General features: G+C 71.0%; 14 protein-coding genes. 8 read left to right on the forward strand and 6 right to left on the reverse strand.

Annotated features, from left to right (window positions below; genetic code table 11):
• The 3 genes from ACFCZ1_RS28810 to ACFCZ1_RS28820 all read right to left on the reverse strand — a co-directional run bounded on the left by ACFCZ1_RS28810 (position 1) and on the right by ACFCZ1_RS28820 (position 5,198).
• Complete coding sequence (locus ACFCZ1_RS28810) at positions 1-1,527, reverse strand: hypothetical protein (protein ID WP_376681186.1); 1,527 nt, start codon at positions 1,525-1,527, stop codon at positions 1-3.
• Positions 1,524-3,065 carry a GT4 family glycosyltransferase PelF gene (pelF, locus tag ACFCZ1_RS28815; RefSeq protein WP_376681187.1) on the reverse strand — a complete coding sequence of 514 codons (1,542 nt, stop codon included), beginning with the start codon at positions 3,063-3,065 and terminating at the stop codon, positions 1,524-1,526. The genes ACFCZ1_RS28810 and pelF overlap by 4 nt, the downstream gene beginning before the upstream one ends.
• Positions 3,066-3,170: 105 nt before the next feature.
• Entirely contained in the window at positions 3,171-5,198 is a 2,028-nt protein-coding gene (locus ACFCZ1_RS28820) for a hypothetical protein (protein ID WP_376681188.1), read from the reverse strand.
• Positions 5,199-5,544: 346 nt separating this feature from the next.
• On the opposite strand from ACFCZ1_RS28820, the gene ACFCZ1_RS28825 reads away from it, so the two are divergent.
• From ACFCZ1_RS28825 to ACFCZ1_RS28850, 6 genes are all read left to right on the forward strand, one after another.
• On the forward strand, positions 5,545-7,080 hold the full coding sequence (locus ACFCZ1_RS28825) for a leucyl aminopeptidase (protein WP_376681189.1): 1,536 nt from the start codon (positions 5,545-5,547) through the stop codon (positions 7,078-7,080).
• Between the two features lie 287 nt (positions 7,081-7,367).
• Positions 7,368-8,756, forward strand: a complete 1,389-nt coding sequence (gene lpdA, locus ACFCZ1_RS28830) for a dihydrolipoyl dehydrogenase (RefSeq protein ID WP_376681190.1) — start codon at positions 7,368-7,370, stop codon at positions 8,754-8,756.
• Between the two features lie 54 nt (positions 8,757-8,810).
• The gene (gene sucB, locus ACFCZ1_RS28835; RefSeq protein WP_376681191.1) at positions 8,811-10,604 is read left to right on the forward strand and encodes a 2-oxoglutarate dehydrogenase, E2 component, dihydrolipoamide succinyltransferase; all 1,794 of its coding nucleotides are present in this window, start codon (positions 8,811-8,813) and stop codon (positions 10,602-10,604) included.
• A gap of 134 nt (positions 10,605-10,738) precedes the next feature.
• Complete coding sequence (locus ACFCZ1_RS28840; RefSeq protein ID WP_376681204.1) at positions 10,739-11,362, forward strand: GntR family transcriptional regulator; 624 nt, start codon at positions 10,739-10,741, stop codon at positions 11,360-11,362.
• Between the two features lie 231 nt (positions 11,363-11,593).
• Positions 11,594-14,278 carry a pyruvate dehydrogenase (acetyl-transferring), homodimeric type gene (aceE, locus tag ACFCZ1_RS28845; protein WP_376681192.1) on the forward strand — a complete coding sequence of 895 codons (2,685 nt, stop codon included), beginning with the start codon at positions 11,594-11,596 and terminating at the stop codon, positions 14,276-14,278.
• Positions 14,279-14,389: 111 nt separating this feature from the next.
• The gene (locus tag ACFCZ1_RS28850; protein WP_376681193.1) at positions 14,390-14,911 is read left to right on the forward strand and encodes a DUF4240 domain-containing protein; all 522 of its coding nucleotides are present in this window, start codon (positions 14,390-14,392) and stop codon (positions 14,909-14,911) included.
• Between the two features lie 9 nt (positions 14,912-14,920).
• Here ACFCZ1_RS28850 and ACFCZ1_RS28855 read toward each other — a convergent pair whose 3' ends face one another.
• Positions 14,921-15,691 (reverse strand): SDR family NAD(P)-dependent oxidoreductase, encoded by a 771-nt coding sequence (locus ACFCZ1_RS28855; protein ID WP_376681194.1) that lies wholly within the window; start codon positions 15,689-15,691, stop codon positions 14,921-14,923.
• 87 nt (positions 15,692-15,778) lie between these two features.
• On the opposite strand from ACFCZ1_RS28855, the gene ACFCZ1_RS28860 reads away from it, so the two are divergent.
• Positions 15,779-16,432 (forward strand): TetR family transcriptional regulator, encoded by a 654-nt coding sequence (locus tag ACFCZ1_RS28860; RefSeq protein ID WP_376681195.1) that lies wholly within the window; start codon positions 15,779-15,781, stop codon positions 16,430-16,432.
• Between the two features lie 60 nt (positions 16,433-16,492).
• On the opposite strand, the gene ACFCZ1_RS28865 is transcribed toward ACFCZ1_RS28860, so the two are convergent.
• Both ACFCZ1_RS28865 and glnA read right to left on the reverse strand, forming a co-directional pair.
• Complete coding sequence (locus ACFCZ1_RS28865; RefSeq protein WP_376681196.1) at positions 16,493-16,999, reverse strand: hypothetical protein; 507 nt, start codon at positions 16,997-16,999, stop codon at positions 16,493-16,495.
• Positions 17,000-17,140: 141 nt separating this feature from the next.
• Positions 17,141-18,550: a type I glutamate--ammonia ligase gene (gene glnA, locus ACFCZ1_RS28870; protein WP_376681197.1), complete on the reverse strand. Its 1,410-nt coding sequence runs from the start codon at positions 18,548-18,550 to the stop codon at positions 17,141-17,143.
• Between the two features lie 185 nt (positions 18,551-18,735).
• On the opposite strand from glnA, the gene ACFCZ1_RS28875 reads away from it, so the two are divergent.
• A complete protein-coding gene (locus ACFCZ1_RS28875) occupies positions 18,736-19,203 on the forward strand; it encodes an RDD family protein (RefSeq protein ID WP_376681198.1) in 468 nt (155 codons plus the stop codon).
• The last annotated feature ends 84 nt before the right edge of the window (positions 19,204-19,287 follow it).

The raw sequence follows: 19,287 nt of genomic DNA on the forward strand, positions 1-19,287 counted from the left end.
TCACCGGTGGGCCGTCGCACGCCCGAGGAGCAGACAGACCAGGACCGCGAGGGCGGCCGCCGCGACGGCCGCCACCACCAGCTGTACCGCCCGGGGCGCTCCGACCCCGGTCAGCAGGGCCAGGCTCTGGGCGACGGCGGCCGAGGCGCAGACCACGGCCGCGGGCCGGACCGCCCCGAAGGACTGGAGCAGCAGCCCGGTCCACATCACGGCGCCGAGCAGGAGCAGCGTCAGGGCCCGGACCCCGGTCAGCGCCGGGGCGCCCGGCCAGAGCAGGGTGCCGGCCAGCCCCAGGGCCAGCAGCACCGCCAGGTACGCGGCGAGGCACTGGGCCAGTGTGGAGAGCATCCGGCGCCGGAAGGCGTCGGGCGAGCGGGCCGCCCGGAGTCCTGCGAGGCTGCCGCTGCGGAACCGGTGCAGGAGCCATTCCGCGGGACCCATGCTCAGGGTGAGCGCCACCGCCGAGGGGGCGGCGACGGCCTCGGCGGGCCCCCCGGCGAGCACCTCCCCGAGCGCGGCGTACAGCACGAGCAGGCCGGTGCCGAGGCCGAAGACCCCGTACGGGACGGAGTCCCCCAGCCGCGGCCCGCGCGGGGCGTACTCCTCGTCGGGGCCGCGCAGCATCCGCCAGAGCACCGGACCCGTTCCGGGGCGGCGCGCCCTCCAGCCGCGGACCCGGGCGGCGGCGGCCCGCACGCCCTCGGCCAGCGGGAGCTCCCGTACGGCCAGGGTGCAGGCGGCCAGCAGGGACACCACGAGCAGGGTCACGCGGACCGGCACGGGCAGGTCCGTGAACAGCGCGAGCAGGGCCCCGGCGGCCATCGGGCCGAGGGCTGCGAGCAGGACGCGCTCCCGGCCGAGGACGAGCAGGACGGTGGCGGCGCCCACGTAGAGGGCCTGTCCGGCGGCGAAGGCGTACGAGAAGGGCGGCCCGCCCGGCACGGCCAGTGCGGCGGCGGTGCCCAGCAGGGACCCGGCGGGGGCGCCGGCGAGCAGGGTCCGCCCGGCCGCGGCCCGGTCGCCGAGCCCGAGCCAGGAGTAGGCCCGGTGGGAGAGGGTCTGGTCCCACACCCAGCCGATGAGCGCCCCGGCGAGCAGGGTCAGGGTCCCGGCGGGCAGGCCGAGGCGGTCCTTCGGCCCGTCGAGCAGGGGCGCGCCCAGGACGTACGCCAGGCCGGGCAGGGCGAAGATCACTCCGCGCAGCAGGCAGGCGGTGAGGGAGACCTTCCAGGGGTCGGGAACGCCGTCGGGCTCCGGGAAGGAGCGCGGCACCCGGGCGTAGAGCTCCTCGGCGAGCGCGAAGGAGTCGTGGCGGCCGTAGGCGAGCCGGATGTGCTCGTCGGTCATGCCGTCGGATTCGAGGAGGGCGGCGATCTCGTCCGGGTGGACGGCGGCGGCGATGAACACGTCGAAGCGCCCGGCGAGTTCGTCGATGGGGTCGGCGGCCGGAGGAACGGTACGCCGGGGCCGCGGGATCGCGGGCAGCGTGTCGCCGCCCGGGACCTTGAGCCAGAGGGATCCGCTCACCACAGGCTCCCGTCGGCGGCGAGTTCGCGGTACCAGGGGTCGGCGAGCCGCTGGGTCCAGTCGTCGCCCTCGCGGACGGGCAGGACGGGCTGGCCGGCGAGTTCCCGGTAGATGTGCCGGAAGCCGTCCACGGACTGGTGGAGGGTGAACTTCTCCACCACCCGTGCGCGGGACATCCGGCCGAGCTCGGCGCGGCGTTCGTCGTCGCGGAGCAGGGCGAGGGTGGCGCGGGCCATGGTCTCGGGCTCGCGCGGCGGGACGACGAGTCCGGTGTCGCCGACGGCCTCGCGGACCCCGCCGACATCGGTGGAGACGGTGGTGCGTCCGCAGGACATGGCCTCGATGATGCTGAAGGGGAAGCCCTCGCTGATGGAGGAGAGCATCACGACGCTGCCGGCCGCGTACGCCTGCGCGACCTGCTCGATGCGGCCCTCGTACGAGATCCCGTCCGTCACCCCGAGCTCGGCGGCGAGCTTCTCCAGACGGAGCTTGTACTCCTCGCAGCCTGCCGGGACCGGGCCGAAGAGGCGCAGCCGCAGGGCGGGCAGCTCCACGCGCATGAAGGCGTAGGCCCGGATGAGGGTTTCGAGGTCCTTGATGGGGTCGATGCGGCCGCACCAGCTGAGGGTGGGCACCTCGGGTTCGGGGCCGGCCTCGGGGAAGGCGTACGGGTCCACGCCGTTGTAGACGGTGCGGATCCGGTCGCGGGCGGCGCCCCCGCGCTCCTCCCAGCGGCGGTTGTACTGGTTGACCGGGGTGATCAGGTCGGCCTGCCGGTAGCCCTCGGTGTTCAGCTCGCGGTAGAAGCCGAGCATGAGCGCCTTGACGGGCCAGCGCTGTGCGGCACTGCGGTAGCCGAGGTAGCGCTCGCGCAGGTAGATGCCGTGCTCGGTCAGGAGGAAGGGCACCTTGTCGAGGTAGGCGGCGGCGAGGGCCGGGAGGGTGGCCAGGCCGCTGCTGACGGCGTGCGCGACGCTGTCGGGCGGGATCCGCACGCAGAGCGGGCGCAGCGCGTGTTCCAGCAGGTCGGTGGCGGTGAGCGCGTCGTGGATGGTGGGCTCGGCGGCGGCGACGGCGAGGCCCGGGCGGGTCCATACGTCCATCAGCAGGCGCAGGACGGACTCGGAGCGCAGGGCCGGGGCGAGCTTCCCGGCCCGGGCGAGGACGGCAAGCTCGCGCAGGGCCCCGGAGAATCCCCCGTGGTCGGGGGTACCCCCGGCGGTGGCCGGGGGAGGGTCGAGCAGGGAGAGCAGGAAGGTTTCGTAGACCTCGGTGAAGCGGCGGTGGGCCCTGCCGCGCAGGACGGACCGGCGGCCGCGCCGGGGAGTGGCCCCCCAGAGCGGTACGACGGTGTGCCGGTAGACGTTGCGCGGGAGTTCCCAGGTGACCGGCTCACGTCCGGAGCCGGTCAGGGCTATGACGTTGAAGTCGACCTCGGGCATGCCTCGGACCAGCTGGTCGCACCAGGTGCTGACGCCCCCGTGGACGTGCGGATAGGTGCCTTCGGTGAGCATGGTGACATGACGCCCATGGCTCATGCGGTGTGTCCCCCCAGGACGGAAAAGGGGCCGGCGCCCGTGGAGTCGCGGAGCGCCGGCGCCGGGTTGTTCTCGTGGCGGCTTGCTGGTGGTCGGCCCGGACGGTCAGGCGGGCAGTTTGAGCGTGACGGCGCTCTGGAACAGCTCGGGCTGGGTCCAGGTGGAGCGGGTTCCCGCGTAGGCGGTGCCGAAGTCGGCGGTGCCGAGCAGGAGCTGCTTCTTGGTCCCGTTGGGGGCGGTCACCGGGGCGGCGACCCCGGAGGGCGCCTTGACGGTGACGGCGGTCCCGATGCGGTAGGCGGTGACCTTGCCGTCGGCGAGCGCCTTGTCCCAGGCGGCGCGGCGGCCGAGCTCGACGCCGGCCTCCTTCATCGTCTGGTTGACGATCGGCGTGCTGGGCGCGTAGAGGGTCCGGTAGGTGTCGAGGACCTGGTTGAGCACCGGGTAGAGGGTGCGGTCCTCGGCGAGGTTGGACTGGTGGACGTAGTGGGGGCGGGGGTCGTTGGCCAGCACGTGGCGCAGGGCGGTCCGGGCCTCCTGCGGGACGATGTGGTCCAGGTAGCCGGTGTTGACGTCGAGCGCGGCCGGCAGGCAGGTGGAGGTCGCCGGGTTGTCCTCGCAGATGCCGCTGCCGCCGTCCGCGCGGCTGGCGTAGATCCAGTTGTACTCGTCGGCCATCTCCGCGTTGGTGCCCGTGTTGTAGTACACGTTCATCGGGTGGCGGGGCACGGTCAGGGCGGCGCCGACCGCCCGCTGCGCGGGTTCGCGGGAGTTGTCGCTGCCCGCCCACTTGACGCCGTTGTCGGCGAGCGCGCCGGCCAGGTTGGGGTTGTCCTGGCCCTGCTGCGGGAGGGTCTTGAGGCCCGAGTGCTCGCCGGTGACGAGCTCGGTCCGGTCGGTGGTGATGCCCTTGGCCGCCGCCCAGTTGTTGTTGTCGCGGATCTGCGCGGAGATCTCCGCGCGGCTCATCCAGTTGACGGCGCCCGCGGCGTTCTTCGTGCACGTCCAGGGGGTGGTGGTGGTGTCCTGGACGCAGCCGAGGAAGGGGTGCGTGTAGGTGTGGTTCATCCAGCGGTACTTGGCCCGGTCGGCGACGAGCTGGGCGGTGAGGGCGTCGGTGCCGCCGTTCTCGGCCTTCCACTCCTCGCCGGCGCCCGCGTTGAAGAGCATGTCGAGCTTGAAGCCCTTGGACTGCTGCCACTGCGCCGCGTAGACGGCGTCGGCGGCGGTCATCCGGATGGTGCTCTCCTTGCCCTCGCCGCCCGCGCAGGCGTAGTCGCCGGGCGTGCAGTTGAGCTCCTTGCTCCACCGGGCGTCGGGGGCGAAGACGTCGTCGACGTGGACCGCGAAGTAGCTGCGGCTCTGCCCGAGGTGGACCCCCTGGGTGAGCCAGTCCACGATGCCCCGGGCCAGCAGCCGGAACTGCTGCTGGTACTGGTTGTAGCCGAAGGTGACGACCAGCTCGCTGCGCCCGTCGTGGGTGTACTCGCCGACGAGCGAGGCCCGGCCGGAGCCGACGGGGGCGTCGAGGTAGCTGGTGTAGCCGGTGCGCGGCTTGCCCATGAACCCGAAGCTCTCGGGCACGAGGGCCGAGTTGTCCTCGAAGGCGACCTGGCCCCCCAGGTAGGCGAAGGGGCCCGCCTTGCCGGCCGCGGTGACCGCGGCCCGGGTGCCGTCGAGCTGGCCGCTGTACCCCCCGTTGTCGGTGTACTCCAGCCCGACGCCCGGGTGGGCCCAGGTGTAGGCGTCCACCTGACGGATCCCGTACGTCGTCTCGTACGCGGTGAGCGCGGCCATCTCGGCCGAACCCTCGCCGAAGGGGTTCTCGTTGGGCAGGACGACGCCCTGGTACTTGGCGCGCGGACGGCCGTCGACCGTGTCGCTGAGGAAGCCCGCGTCGATGACCGGGCGGCCGCTGCTGCCCAGCTGCACCCGGGTGTACGGGACTCCGGTGTCCCGGAGTTCCGCGGTGATCGCCTCGACCGAGCTGCCGCCGTCGTCGACGACGAGCACCTTCAGGTCGATGCGCGCGGCCGTGGCCGCCTGGGCGGTCGCGGCGGGTACTGCCACGGACACCAGGGCTGCCGCGGCCATGGCGGCGGCGACCCTGTTCATCCGGTTCTTGTTGACCATTTCGGCCTTTCCCCCCGCAGGCACCCCTCGGCACGGCCCCATGGCGGTCGGCCGGGCCGGGGAAGCTCTGTGGAAATCATGCAAAGGAACCCCGCGTCCCCTTGCGAGAGTGGGCCGAGTCTTTCGGACCTCGTCAGGTCTACGGGGCAAACCTGGAGCAGAGTCCACAGATGGGTGAATCTGCAGGCGTCCTGATCGAACAACTTGCCAAACCTTCGAGTGGCGTACGGAAGAGCCCGTACGCGTAGGCTCATTTCTGGCGGCCGTCGGGCCGGAATACGATCGCTACGGATGGCCGTCCACCCACTCGGCCCACACATACAAACGGAAGCGAGACTTCACCACCGTGACTGCTCTGACTCTCAGCACCTCCGGCGCGGCGACGCTGCGCGCCGACGCCCTCGTCGTCGGTGTCGCGAAGGGCCCCAAGGGCCCCGCCGTGGCCGCGGGCGCCGAGGCCGTGGACAAGGCGTACGACGGTAAGCTCGCCGCCGTGCTCGACGCGGTCGGCGCCTCGGGCGCCGAAGGCGAGATCACCAAGCTGCCGGCCCCGGCGGGCCTGAAGGTCCCGATGGTGCTGGCGGTCGGGCTCGGCGCCGTTCCGGAGAAGGACGAATCGTTCGACGAGGAGGCGCTGCGCCGCGCCGCCGGCGCCGCCGCCCGGGCCCTGCACGGCTCCAAGAAGGCCGCCTTCGCCCTTCCCCTCGACGACGCCTCCGCCGTCACCGCCGTCGCCGAGGGCGCGCTGCTGGGCGCGTACGCCTTCACCGCCTACCAGGGCGGCGAGAAGAAGGCCGCCGGCGACAAGAACGGCGGCCCCAAGCAGCCGCTCACCGACATCGTCCTGCTGGGCGCCAAGCCGCGCGACAAGGAGCACAAGGCCGCGGCCGAGCGCGCCACCGTCGTCGCGACCGAGGTCAACGTCGCGCGCGACCTGGTCAACACCCCGCCGAACGACCTGACCCCCGAGGCCTTCGCGGCGGTCGCCTCCGCGACCGCGAAGGAGCACGGCGTCAAGGTCCAGGTCCTGGACGAGAAGGCGCTGCTCAAGGGGGGCTTCGGCGGCATCATGGGCGTCGGCAAGGGTTCCGAGAACCTGCCGCGCCTGGTGAAGCTCACCTACACCCACCCCAAGGCGGAGAAGACCCTGGCCTTCGTCGGCAAGGGCATCACCTACGACTCGGGCGGCATCTCCCTGAAGCCGGCCGGCCACAACGAGACGATGAAGTGCGACATGGCCGGCGCCGCCGCGGTCTTCGCCTCCGTCGTCGCGGTCGCGAAGCTGGGCCTGCGGGTCAACGTCACCGGCTGGCTCGCGCTCGCCGAGAACATGCCGTCCGGCTCCGCCACCAAGCCCGGTGACGTGCTGCGCATGTACAGCGGCAAGACCGTCGAGGTGCTCAACACGGACGCCGAGGGCCGCCTGGTCCTCGGCGACGCGCTGACCAAGGCCTCGGAGGACAACCCGGACGCCATCGTCGACGTGGCCACCCTGACCGGCGCCATGGTGCTGGCGCTGGGCAACCGCACCTTCGGCGTCATGGCCAACGACGACGCGTTCCGTACGTCGATCCACGAGATCGCCGAGGAGGTCGGCGAGTCCTCGTGGCCGATGCCGCTCCCCGCGGACCTGCGCAAGTCGATGGACTCCCCCACCGCCGACATCGCCAACATGGGCGAGCGCATGGGCAGCGGTCTGCTGGCCGGCCTCTTCCTGAAGGAGTTCGTCGGCGAGGGCATCACCTGGGCGCACCTCGACATCGCGGGCCCGGCCTTCCACGAGGGCGCGCCGTACGGCTACACCCCCAAGGGCGGCACCGGCTCGGCCGTGCGCACGCTGGTGCGGCTGGCCGAGCGCACGGCCACGGGCGACCTGGGCTGACGCACCACATGTGAGACGTGACTCGCCCCGGGACCATGATCAGGTCCCGGGGCGCGTTCAGCTGTCAACGAAATCCGTAGGTTTCTACGCTTCGGTAACCCCTGCTTCGGACAGAAGCACCTGCCACAGACCGGGCCCGCCGTCCCGCGTTCCCCCGACAAATGCGAAGATGGGTTCTCGGCAGGACAGGGCCCCCACCACAGGGCCGAAGAAACAAGCGGCCGATTACCAGCCGCCGCCCGGTCACAGACGACCGGTGCCCGGCGCACATGCATGGAGGACGTGACGTGGCGAACGACGCCAGCACCGTTTTCGACCTAGTGATCCTCGGCGGTGGCAGTGGCGGTTACGCCGCGGCGCTGCGCGCATCCCAGCTGGGTCTGGACGTTGCCCTGATCGAGAAGAACAAGCTCGGTGGCACCTGCCTGCACAACGGCTGCATCCCCACGAAGGCTCTGCTGCACGCGGGTGAGATCGCGGACCAGGCTCGCGAGGCCGCCCAGTTCGGTGTGAAGACCACCTTCGAGGGCATCGACATCGCGGGTGTCCACAAGTACAAGGACGAGATCATCTCGGGCCTGTACAAGGGCCTGCAGGGCCTGGTCGCCTCCCGCAAGGTGACCTACATCGAGGGTGAGGGCCGCCTCTCCTCCCCGACTTCCGTCGACGTGAACGGCCAGCGCGTCCAGGGCCGCCACGTCCTGCTGGCGACCGGCTCCGTGCCGAAGTCGCTGCCGGGCCTGAACATCGACGGCAACCGCATCATCTCCTCGGACCACGCGCTGGTCCTGGACCGCGTGCCCGAGTCCGCGATCGTCCTGGGCGGTGGCGTCATCGGCGTCGAGTTCGCCTCGGCGTGGAAGTCCTTCGGCTCCGACATCACCGTCATCGAGGGTCTCAAGCACCTCGTTCCGGTCGAGGACGAGAACAGCTCCAAGCTGCTGGAGCGGGCCTTCCGCAAGCGCGGCATCAAGTTCAACCTCGGCACCTTCTTCGACAAGGCCGAGTACACCGAGAACGGCGTGCGCGTCACGCTGGCCGACGGCAAGACCTTCGAGGCCGAGGTGCTGCTGGTCGCCGTCGGCCGCGGCCCGGTCTCGCAGGGCCTGGGCTACGAGGAGCAGGGCGTCGCGATGGACCGCGGCTACGTCCTGGTCGACGAGTACATGCAGACCAACGTGCCGACCATCTCGGCCGTCGGTGACCTCGTCCCGACCCTCCAGCTCGCGCACGTCGGCTTCGCCGAGGGCATCCTGGTCGCGGAGCGTCTGGCCGGCCTCAAGGCCGTCCCGATCGACTACGACGGTGTCCCGCGCGTCACCTACTGCCACCCCGAGGTCGCTTCCGTCGGCATCACCGAGGCCAAGGCCAAGGAGATCTACGGCGCGGACAAGGTCGTGGCCCTGAAGTACAACCTTGCGGGCAACGGCAAGAGCAAGATCCTGAAGACCGCGGGCGAGATCAAGCTCGTCCAGGTCAAGGACGGTGCCGTGGTCGGCGTCCACATGGTCGGTGACCGGATGGGCGAGCAGGTCGGCGAGGCCCAGCTGATCTACAACTGGGAAGCCCTGCCGGCCGAGGTCGCGCAGCTCATCCACGCGCACCCCACGCAGAACGAGGCGATGGGCGAGGCCCACCTGGCTCTGGCCGGCAAGCCGCTGCACGCACACGACTAATCGTCACTGGGCGCGACGACCACTTCCGCACTTTCGTTAGGAGCAACAGAAACCATGTCGGTTTCCGTAACCCTTCCGGCGCTCGGTGAGAGCGTCACCGAGGGCACTGTCACCCGCTGGCTGAAGGCCGAGGGCGAGCGCGTCGAGGCCGACGAGCCGCTGCTCGAGGTCTCGACCGACAAGGTCGACACCGAGATCCCCTCCCCCGTGGCGGGCATCCTGGCGTCCATCAAGGTCGCCGAGGACGAGACCGTCGAGGTCGGCGCCGAGCTGGCCGTCATCGACGACGGCTCCGGCGCGCCGGCCGCGGCTGCCGCTCCGGCCGCCGAGGCCGCTGCCGCTCCGGCTCCGGTCGCCGAGGCCCCCGCGGCCCCGGCTCCGGCTCCGGTCGCCGAGGCCCCCGCCGCCGCTGCCGCCGCCCCGGCCGCGTCCGGCACCGATGTCGTGCTCCCCGCCCTGGGCGAGTCCGTCACCGAGGGCACCGTCACCCGCTGGCTGAAGCAGGTCGGCGAGTCCGTCGAGGCCGACGAGCCGCTGCTCGAGGTCTCCACGGACAAGGTCGACACCGAGATCCCGGCGCCGGTCTCCGGCACGCTGCTGGAGATCCTGGTCGGCGAGGACGAGACCGCCGAGGTCGGAGCCCGGCTCGCCGTCATCGGTGTCGCGGGCGCGGCTCCCGCCGCCGCCCCGGCCGCCGCGGCTCCGGCTCCGGTCGCCGCTCCGGCTCCGGTCGCCGCTCCGGCTCCGGCTCCGGCTCCGGTCGAGGCTGCCGCTCCGGTCGCCGCCCCGGCTCCGGTCGTGGCCGCCCCGGCCGCTGCCGCTCCGGCCCCCGTGGCCGCTCCGGCCCCGGTCGCCGCTCCGGCCCCGGTCGCCGCTCCGGCCCCGGTCGCCCCGGCCGCTCCCGTCACCCCGGCCCCGGCCGGTGACGAGGGCGCCTACGTGACCCCGCTGGTGCGCAAGCTCGCCTCGGAGTCCGGCGTCAACCTGTCCACGGTCTCGGGCACCGGTGTCGGTGGCCGCATCCGCAAGCAGGACGTCCTGGCCGCCGCCGAGGCCGCCAAGGCCGCCGCGCCGGCTCCGGCCGCCGCCGCTCCGGCCGCCAAGGCCCCGGCCGCCGCGGTCTCCGAGCTGCGTGGCCAGACCGTCAAGATGACCCGCATGCGCAAGGTCATCGGCGACAACATGATGAAGGCGCTGCACTCGCAGGCTCAGCTCAGCTCCGTGGTCGAGGTGGACATCACCAAGATCATGAAGCTGCGCGAGCAGGCCAAGGCGTCCTTCCTGGCCCGTGAGGGCGTCAAGCTCTCGCCGATGCCGTTCTTCGTCAAGGCCGCCGCCCAGGCGCTGAAGGCCCACGCGGTCGTCAACGCCCGGATCAACGACGACGAGGGCACCATCACCTACTTCGACTCGGAGAACATCGGCATCGCCGTGGACTCCGAGAAGGGCCTGATGACCCCGGTCATCAAGGGTGCCGGTGACCTCAACCTGGCGGGCATCTCCAAGGCGACCGCCGACCTGGCCGCCAAGGTCCGCGGCAACAAGATCACGCCGGACGAGCTGTCGGGCGCGACCTTCACCATCAGCAACACCGGCTCGCGCGGTGCGCTGTTCGACACCGTCATCGTGCCGCCGAACCAGGTCGCCATCCTGGGCATCGGTGCCACGGTCAAGCGCCCGATGGTCATCGAGACCCCCGAGGGCACCGTCATCGGCGTCCGCGACATGACGTACCTGACCCTGTCCTACGACCACCGCCTGGTGGACGGCGCGGACGCGGCCCGGTACCTCTCGGCCGTCAAGGCGATCCTCGAGGCCGGCGAGTTCGAGGTCGAACTCGGCCTCTGAGCCGAACGGCTTGTAACCAGCCTCACTGTCGGCGCCCCCGTCCGGGATACTCCCGGGCGGGGGCGCCGCCGTATTGTCTACGCATCAGGCCCCGCGCTGACCCTGCACACACACCAGGAGATGAAGCCCAGATGATCACCCCACCCGTCGTGCACTCGCTGCGCGAGCAGATCCGCGAGCACATCGTGGAGGGGATCGTCAGCGGGCGCTGGAAGCCCGGCGAGCGGATCGTCGAGCGCCGGATCGCCGTGGAGCTGGAGGTCAGCCAGACGCCCGTGCGCGAGGCCCTGCGCGAGCTGGAGACGCTGCGGCTGATCGAGTCGGCGCCCAACAAGGGTGTGCGCGTGCGGAATCTGTCGGCGGCGGACCTGGAGGAGATCTACCCGGTCCGGGCCGGCCTCGAGCAGATCGCCGCCGAGCTGGCGGCGCCCCGGCTGGCGGCCGACTGCTCGGCCCTGGAGCCGCACGTGGCGGCGCTGTGGGAGGCCGACCGCATCGAGGACGGCACGGCTCAGGTGCGGCACACGGTGGGCTTCCACCGCGAGATGGTGCGGGCGGCCGGGAACAGCGTGCTGCTCCACACCTGGGAGAGCCTGGGCATCGAGGTGTTCACGGCCCTGTCCATCCGGTGGCTGGGAACGGTCCAGAAGTCCTACGCAGAGGAGCACGAAGCCCTCGTCGAGGCGTTCCGCAGCCAGGATCCGGACATCGGCCTGCTGGTGAAGCGGCATGTCCTGGGGTGCGCTCCGCGCGCCTGAGCCCGCCCGACCGCGTCGTATCGTCCCGATTTGACCGGCACTGCGTGCCTTGCTTCCTGGCACGCGGTGCCGACTTTTGTCAGATGGACGTTTCTTTGTCACTTTTATTTGATCGATCATCGATCAGCGATTTACAGTCGTCGCGGACCTCAACCAGGTCCGACGACCCTGTCCTGCCCGTCAGGGATTTTTTTCACCACCTCTCCTTTGTCCGGAAGGCGGCGCACACCGATGTCCGACCCCGTAGGAAAGCTTCCGAGCGAGCTCGACCAGCTCCCGGACCGCGACACCGAGGAGACCGCCGAATGGGCGGCCTCCCTCGACGCCGTCGCACAGGCCGCCGGTACGCGCCGCGCCGAATACCTGCTCCGCCGCACGCTCCAGCACGCCGAGGCCGCCGGCCTCGCCCTGCCCAAGCTGCTGGAGACGGACTACGTCAACACCATCCCCACCTCCGCGGAGCCCGAGTTCCCGGGCGACGAGGAGATGGAAGCCAAGATCACCGCCTGGAACCGCTGGAACGCGGCCGCCATGGTGACCCGCGGTTCCAAGTACGGCGTCGGCGGCCACATCGCCACCTTCGCGTCCGCCGCGTGGCTGTACGAGACCGGCTTCCAGCACTTCTTCCGCGGGAAGGAGGCCGACGGATCCGGCGACCAGCTCTACATCCAGGGCCACGCCTCCCCCGGCATCTACGCCCGTGCCTTCCTCGACGGGCGGATCTCCGAGCAGCAGCTCGACAACTTCCGCCAGGAGTCCGGCGGCAACGGCCTGCCGTCCTACCCGCACCCGCGGCGCCTGCCGTGGCTGTGGGAGTTCCCGACGGTGTCCATGGGCCTCGGCCCGCTCTCCGCGATCTACCAGGCGCGCTTCAACCGCTACCTGCAGAACCGGAGCATCAAGGACACCGCGGGCTCGCACGTCTGGGCGTTCCTGGGCGACGGCGAGATGGACGAGCCCGAGTCGACCGCCGCCCTGGCCCTGGCCTCCCGCGAGCAGCTCGACAACCTGACCTTCGTCATCAACTGCAACCTGCAGCGTCTCGACGGTCCGGTCCGCGCCAACTTCCGCGTGGTCCAGGAGCTGGAGGCCCAGTTCCGCGGCGCCGGCTGGAACGTCATCAAGTCGCTGTGGGGCTCCGCCTGGGACGAGCTGTTCCAGCTCGACACCACGGGCGCGCTGGTACGCCGCCTGCGCGAGGTACCGGACGCGCAGTTCCAGACGTACGCGACCCGCGACGTGGCCTACATCCGCCAGCACTTCTTCGGCGCCAACGCCGAGCTCGCGCAGCTGGCCGCCGTGCTCTCCGACGCGAAGATCGCCGAGTGCTTCCACAGCTCCCGCGGCGGCCACGAGCCCCGCAAGGTGTACGCCGCGTACAAGGCCGCCCTGGATCACAAGGGCGCGCCGACGGTCATCCTGGCGCAGACCGTCAAGGGCTACACGCTGGGTGCCGGGTTCGAGTCGAAGAACGCGAACCACCAGATGAAGAAGCTGACGATCGACGAGTTCAAGGACATGCGTGACCTCCTTGGCCTCCCGATCCCGGACAGCGCCTTCGCCGACGGCGTCGTCCCGTACGGCCACCCGGGCGCGAACAGCCCCGAGGTCCGGTACCTGAACGAGCGCCGCGCGGCCCTCGGCGGCCCGGCCCCGGCCCGCAAGGTCAAGCACGTCGCCCTGCCGGCCCCGGCCGAGCGCTCCTTCGCCCCGCTGCTCAAGGGCTCCGGCAAGCAGGAGATGGCCACCACCATGGCCTTCGTCCGGCTCGTCAAGGACCTGATGCGGGACAAGGAGACCGGCAAGCGCTGGGTGCCGATCGTCCCGGACGAGGCCCGTACCTTCGGTATGGAGTCCCTCTTCCCGTCGGCCGGCATCTACTCGCCGCTGGGCCAGACGTACGAGCCGGTCGACCGCGACCAGCTCATGTACTACAAGGAAGCCAAGGACGGCCAGATCCTCAACGAGGGGATCACCGAGGCCGGCGCCATGGCCGACTTCATCGCCGCCTGCACGTCGTACGCGACGCACGGCGAGCCGATGATCCCGTTCTACATCTTCTACTCGATGTTCGGCTGGCAGCGCACCGCCGACCAGATGTGGCAGCTCGCCGACCAGCTCGGCAAGGGCTTCATCGTCGGCGCCACGGCCGGCCGCACCACGCTGACCGGTGAGGGCCTGCAGCACGCGGACGGCCACTCGCACCTGATCGCGTCCACGAACCCGGCGTCGCTCAACTACGACCCGGCCTTCGCGTACGAGATCGCGGTGATCGTCAAGGACGGTCTGCGCCGGATGTACGGCGAGCAGCCGGAAGACGTCTTCTACTACCTCACGGTCTACAACGAGCCGAAGGTGCAGCCGGCGATGCCGGAGGGCGTCGAGGAGGGCATCCTCAAGGGCCTGTACCGCTTCAACACGGCGGCGGACCTGGCGGAGGCCGCCCCGGCCGCCGACGCCCCGAAGATCCAGCTGATGGCCTCGGGTACGGCGATCCACTGGGTCCTGGAGGCGCAGCAGCTGCTCGCCGCCGACTGGAACGTGGCCGCCGACGTGTGGTCCGCCACCTCGTGGGGCGAGCTGCGGCGCGAGGCGCTGGAGTGCGACGAGGCGCTGCTGCGCGGCGAGCTGCGGACCCCGTACGTGACCCGCGCGCTGGAGGGCGTCACCAGCCCGGTCCTCGCCGTCTCCGACTGGATGCGTCAGGTCCCGGACCAGATCAGCCAGTGGGTAGAGCAGGACTGGACCTCGCTGGGTACGGACGGCTTCGGCCTGTCCGACACCCGTGAGGGTGCCCGCCGCCACTTCGGGGTCGACGCCCGGTCGATCGTGGTGGCCGCGCTGGCCCAGCTCGCCCGCCGCGGCGAGGTTCCGGCGTCCTCCGTGAAGGAGGCCCGGGAGCGCTACGGCCTCTGAGCCGTGCACGACCGACCGTGAAAGGCCGGTGTTCGCCCCTTGGGGGGTGGACACCGGCCTTTCGCCGTGTACGAGGTGGCGGCGCGGGGTCGGACCCGTGATGCTGGAGCCGTGATGGACGAGACGGAGTTCTGGGAGATCGTCGACCGTACCCGCGAGGCCGCCGAAGGCGACCCCGAGGAGCACGCCGAGCTGCTCGTGGAGCGGCTGGCGCAGCTCGACCCGGACTCCGTCCTGGACTTCGCCCGGCACTTCGAGTCGCGGTACAACCGGGCGTACACCTGGGACCTGTGGGGCGCGGCCTGGGTGCTGCTCGACGGTGCGAGCGACGACGCGTTCGACTACTTCCGCTGCTGGCTGATCGGGCAGGGGCGGGAGGTGTTCGAGGGCGGGGTGCACGACCCGGACCATCTCGCGGAGCTGCTGGGCGACTTCGACGAGGAGATCGACGGGGACGGCGAGGAGCTGGGGTACGCGGCGGACGAGGCGTACGAGCAGCTGACCGGGGCGGTGGCGCCGGATCTGGGCGTTCCGCTGCAGTCGGCAGAGCCGGAGGGCACCCCGCTGGACTTCGAGAACGAAGCCGTGCTGGCGGAGCGCTTCCCCCGGCTCTGGGACCGCTTCAGGAGCTGACGGCGCTGCTCAGCAGTGCGTGCCTCCGTCGATGCGGATCTCCGTACCGGTGATGAAGGCGCCGTCCTCGGACGCCAGCATGGCGACGACGCCGGCCACGGTCTGCGGGCCGGCGAAGCCCTGGCCGATGGCCGGGGCGAGCTTGGCGAAGAGGGACCAGTCGGTGTCCTCGGGCAGGCCGGGGCCGTTCCCGGTGGTCATGCCGCTCTCGATGGAGCCGGGCGCGACGGAGACGAAGCGCAGGCCCTGCTTGCTGTACTCGGCGGCCAGCGCGTGCGTCATGGACTGGATGCCGCCCTTGCTGGCCGCGTAGGCGGACATGTAGGGGTGCGCGAAGGACGCCGAGGTGGAGCTGAAGTTCACGACGACCGGCCGGTCACCCGCCAGCAGCGCCGGGAGCGACTCCCGGATCATCAGGAAGGTGCCGGTCAGGTTGACCGCGATGACCTTGTTCCAGAGGTCGAGCGTGGTCTGGTGGGTGTGGGCGGAGCGCAGGATGCCCGCCGCGTTGACCAGTACGTCGATCCCGCCGAGGGTGTCGACGGCGGCGGCCACGCCCTCCTTGACGGCGCTCTCGTCGGATATGTCCAGGACGCCGGTGGTGAGGCGGTCGGCGGCTCCGGCCGCGTCCGCCTGGCCTGCGGTCTCCCGCAGGCCGGTTTCGCTGACGTCCACCGTGTGGACGCGGCCGCCCTCGGCGAGGATGCGGTGGACGGTGGCGCGGCCGATGCCGGAGCCGCCGCCGGTGATGAGGACGCGACGTCCTTCGTAACGGTTCATGGGGGGAGCGTACCCAAGCGATGGCACGCTTTGCCAGAGTGGCAATGGATGCAATAAACCGCGATTCCGGGAGGTAGGCTTCGCCTCGTGAGATCCCCTCGTCCGTACTCTCCCCAGGCCGGCCCCGGAACCCAGTCGCTGACCGAGCGGCGCAAGGCCGCCACCCAGCTCGACATCGCCCGCGCGGCCTGCGAACTGTTCGCCGAGCACGGCCCCGACGGCACGACCGCCGAGGACATCGCCCACCGCGCCGGGGTGGCGCTGCGCACGTTCTACCGCTACTTCCGCAACAAGCAGGAGGCGGTGGCCCCGCTGCTGGCGGGCGGCGGCGACGCCTGGCGCGCGCTGCTCGCCGAGGAGGATCCCGGGACCCCTCTGGCCGAGGCCCTGGAGCGTGCCGTCAGGCGGTCCCTGAGCGACTCCCAGGCGGTCGAGGAGGGTCTGGAGGTGACCCGCGGCCTGCTGCGCGCGGCAGCGGCCGACGAGGCCCTGCGGGCCGTCTGGTACCGCGTCAACCAGGACTCCGAGGAGCGCCTGGTCCCGGTGATCGCCCGGCTGGCCGGACCGGACGCCGACCCGCTGGGCGTCCGGCTGCTCGCCGCCGCGGCGACGGACGCGATCCGGATCTCCCTGGAGCTGTGGTCGACGACGGACGAACCGGTCTCGGGCGCCGGCTCCCCGGCCGAACTCGCGGTCCGCTGCCTGCGCGACCTCACCGGCGCGATGCCCCTGCTGCGCTGAACTCCGGCGCAGCAGGGGCATCCGGCCCTGCCCGGTGACCCCCCTGTTTCCTGACCGGCGTCAGTGGCCGCCGCCCCAGCCTCCGTCGCCGCCTCCGTCGCCGCCACGGCCGTTGCCCCAGTCACCGTTGCCGTTGCCGTTGCCCCAGTCACCGTTGCCGTTGTTCCAGTTGCCGTCACCACCACGGCCGGAGTCGTTCCAGTTCCAGTTGCCGTCACCACCACGGCCGGAGTCGTTCCAGTTCCAGTTGCCGTCACCGCCGCGGCCGGAGTCGTTCCAGTTCCAGTTCGAGTCGTTCCAGTAGCCCCAGTCGTAACGGTGGTAGCGGCCGTCCCCGCCGTTGCCGCCGACTCCGCCGTCGTCCCAGCACCAGCTCGGGCGGTCCCGCCAGTCGCGGTTGCAGCATTCGTCCCAGCGCCAGTCGCTCCAGCGCCCGTCCGAGCACCTCCACGCACCGCCACCGCCACTGCCACCAGTGGTCGCGGCCAAGGCACTGCCGACCGGCATCAGACCGATGGCGACTCCTGCGGCGCCCGCCATGGCGGCCGCAACGATCCTACGGCGCATGTTCATGCACCTCCGAACATGTCTCGCTTATCCGGCCTTTAGGTCATTTCCACCCTCACTCGGGCTCGGCGCGCTGTCAAAGCAGAAAGGCCCCCCGGCACACTCCGTGGAGTGTGCCGGGAGGCCTTTCACCAGGCGTTCTTACAGGTCGAAGTAGAGCTCGAACTCGTGCGGGTGCGGACGCTGCGCGATCGGGGCGATCTCGTGCGTGCGCTTGTAGTCGATCCAGGTCTCGATCAGGTCGGGGGTGAAGACACCGCCGGCCAGGAGGTACTCGTGGTCCGCCTCCAGCGCCTTGAGGACGTCCTCGAGGCTGGTCGGGACCTGCGGGACGCTCGCGTGCTCGTCGGGCGAGAGCTCGTAGAGGTCCTTGTCGATCGGCTCCATCGGCTCGATCTTGTTCTTGATGCCGTCGAGGCCCGCGAGCAGCAGCGCCGAGAAGGCGAGGTACGGGTTGGACGACGGGTCCGGGGCGCGGAACTCGACGCGCTTGGCCTTCGGGTTCGAGCCCGTGATCGGGATGCGCATGGCGGCGGAGCGGTTGCGCTGCGAGTACACCATGTTGACCGGCGCCTCGAAGCCCGGCACCAGGCGGTGGTACGAGTTCACCGTCGGGTTGGTGAACGCCAGCAGCGACGGGGCGTGCTTCAGGATGCCGCCGATGTAGTAGCGCGCGGTGTCCGACAGGCCCGCGTAGCCGGCCTCGTCGTAGAACAGCGGGTCGCCGTTGGCCCACAGCGACTGGTGCACGTGCATGCCCGAGCCGTTGTCACCGAAGATCGGCTTCGGCATGAAGGTCGCGGTCTTGCCGTTGCGCCAGGCGACGTTCTTCACGATGTACTTGAAGAGCATCAGGTCGTCGGCCGCGGCGAGCAGCGTGTTGAACTTGTAGTTGATCTCGGCCTGGCCGCCGGTGCCGACCTCGTGGTGCTGGCGCTCGACCTGGAGGCCCTGGGCGTCCAGTTCGAGGGAGATCTCGGCGCGCAGGTCGGCGAAGTGGTCGACCGGGGCGACCGGGAAGTAACCGCCCTTGTAGCGGACCTTGTAGCCGCGGTTGTTCTCCTCGGAACCGGTGTTCCAGGCGCCGGCCTCGGAGTCGATGTGGTAGAAGCCCTCGTTCGCGGAGGTCGCGAAGCGCACGCTGTCGAACACGTAGAACTCGGCCTCGGGGCCGAAGAACGCGGTGTCGGCGATGCCGGTCGAGGCGAGGTACGCCTCGGCCTTCTTCGCGATGTTGCGCGGGTCACGGCTGTAGGCCTCGCCCGTGATCGGGTCGTGGATGAAGAAGTTGATGTTCAGCGTCTTGTCGCGGCGGAACGGGTCCAGGCGCGCCGTGGTGATGTCGGCACGCAGAGCCATGTCGGACTCGTGAATGGCCTGGAAGCCGCGGATCGAGGAGCCGTCGAAGGCGAGCTCCTCCGCCGGGTCGAACGCCCGCGCCGGGATGGTGAAGTGCTGCATCACACCAGGCAGGTCACAGAAGCGGACGTCGACGAACTTGACGTCGTTCTCCTCGATGTACTGCTTCACTTCGTCGGCGTTCTGGAACATCCAACTCCTCCTACTCCCGGCCCCGGGGGAGGGACGGGTTGTATAGCTCGTGGCGCGTCAGTGCGGTGCCGCACGCTGACCCGACCATAAGCAGACGGGATTTCTCAAGCATGACCCATTTGTTTCGCACACGTTAACCAGGGTCCCGTCCGAAGGCCGTGAGGCGGCACCGGTACCGTGGTCGGGTGGACAACAGGCAAGCATTCGGATCCTGGCTCTCCGGCCCCCGCGCGGCCGCGGAGGAGATGGGCGTCGACTTCGGCCATCCGGGCCAACGGCTCGGCCTGCCGCAGCAGGGGCCCGGTTCGGTGGCGCGGTTCGGCCGCCGGCTCGCGGCCGTCGCCCTCGACTGGACCGGCTGCCTGCTGATTGCGTACGGGCTGGTCACGGGCGGCGACATGGCCGCGGCGCGCAGCTGGACGCTGTGGCTCTTCCTGGCCCTGAGCATCCTCACGGTCGGCACGGTGGGCTTCACGCCCGGCAAGCGGATCATGGGGCTCCGGGTGGTCTCGGAGGACGGCGGCCGCCTCGGCGCCGTCCGGGTGACCGTGCGCACGCTGCTGCTGGCCCTGGTCATCCCCGCGCTGATCTGGGACCGCGACGGCCGCGGCCTGCACGACCGGCTCGCCCGCGCCGTCCAGGTACGCATCTGACAGGCGCGCATCCGAGGCCGACGGCGGGCGCGCCGGCCCGCACGACGACACAGGGGCGCCCCCCGAACCGCGTGGTTCGGGGGG

It is taken from the genome of Streptomyces sp. NPDC056224, from assembly GCF_042267665.1.
Classification (GTDB): Bacteria; Actinomycetota; Actinomycetes; order Streptomycetales; family Streptomycetaceae; genus Streptomyces.

Bases quoted from the DNA above. Each gene is read 5' to 3' on its own strand.
- sucB (WP_376681191.1), top strand. From the start codon at position 8,811: ATGTCGGTTTCCGTAACCCTTCCGGCGCTCGGTGAGAGCGTCACCGAG.
- pelF (WP_376681187.1), bottom strand. From the start codon at position 3,065: ATGAGCCATGGGCGTCATGTCACCATGCTCACCGAAGGCACCTATCCG.
- ACFCZ1_RS28820 (WP_376681188.1), bottom strand. From the start codon at position 5,198: ATGGTCAACAAGAACCGGATGAACAGGGTCGCCGCCGCCATGGCCGCG.
- glnA (WP_376681197.1), bottom strand. From the start codon at position 18,550: ATGTTCCAGAACGCCGACGAAGTGAAGCAGTACATCGAGGAGAACGAC.
- ACFCZ1_RS28865 (WP_376681196.1), bottom strand. From the start codon at position 16,999: ATGCGCCGTAGGATCGTTGCGGCCGCCATGGCGGGCGCCGCAGGAGTC.
- ACFCZ1_RS28855 (WP_376681194.1), bottom strand. From the start codon at position 15,691: ATGAACCGTTACGAAGGACGTCGCGTCCTCATCACCGGCGGCGGCTCC.
- aceE (WP_376681192.1), top strand. From the start codon at position 11,594: ATGTCCGACCCCGTAGGAAAGCTTCCGAGCGAGCTCGACCAGCTCCCG.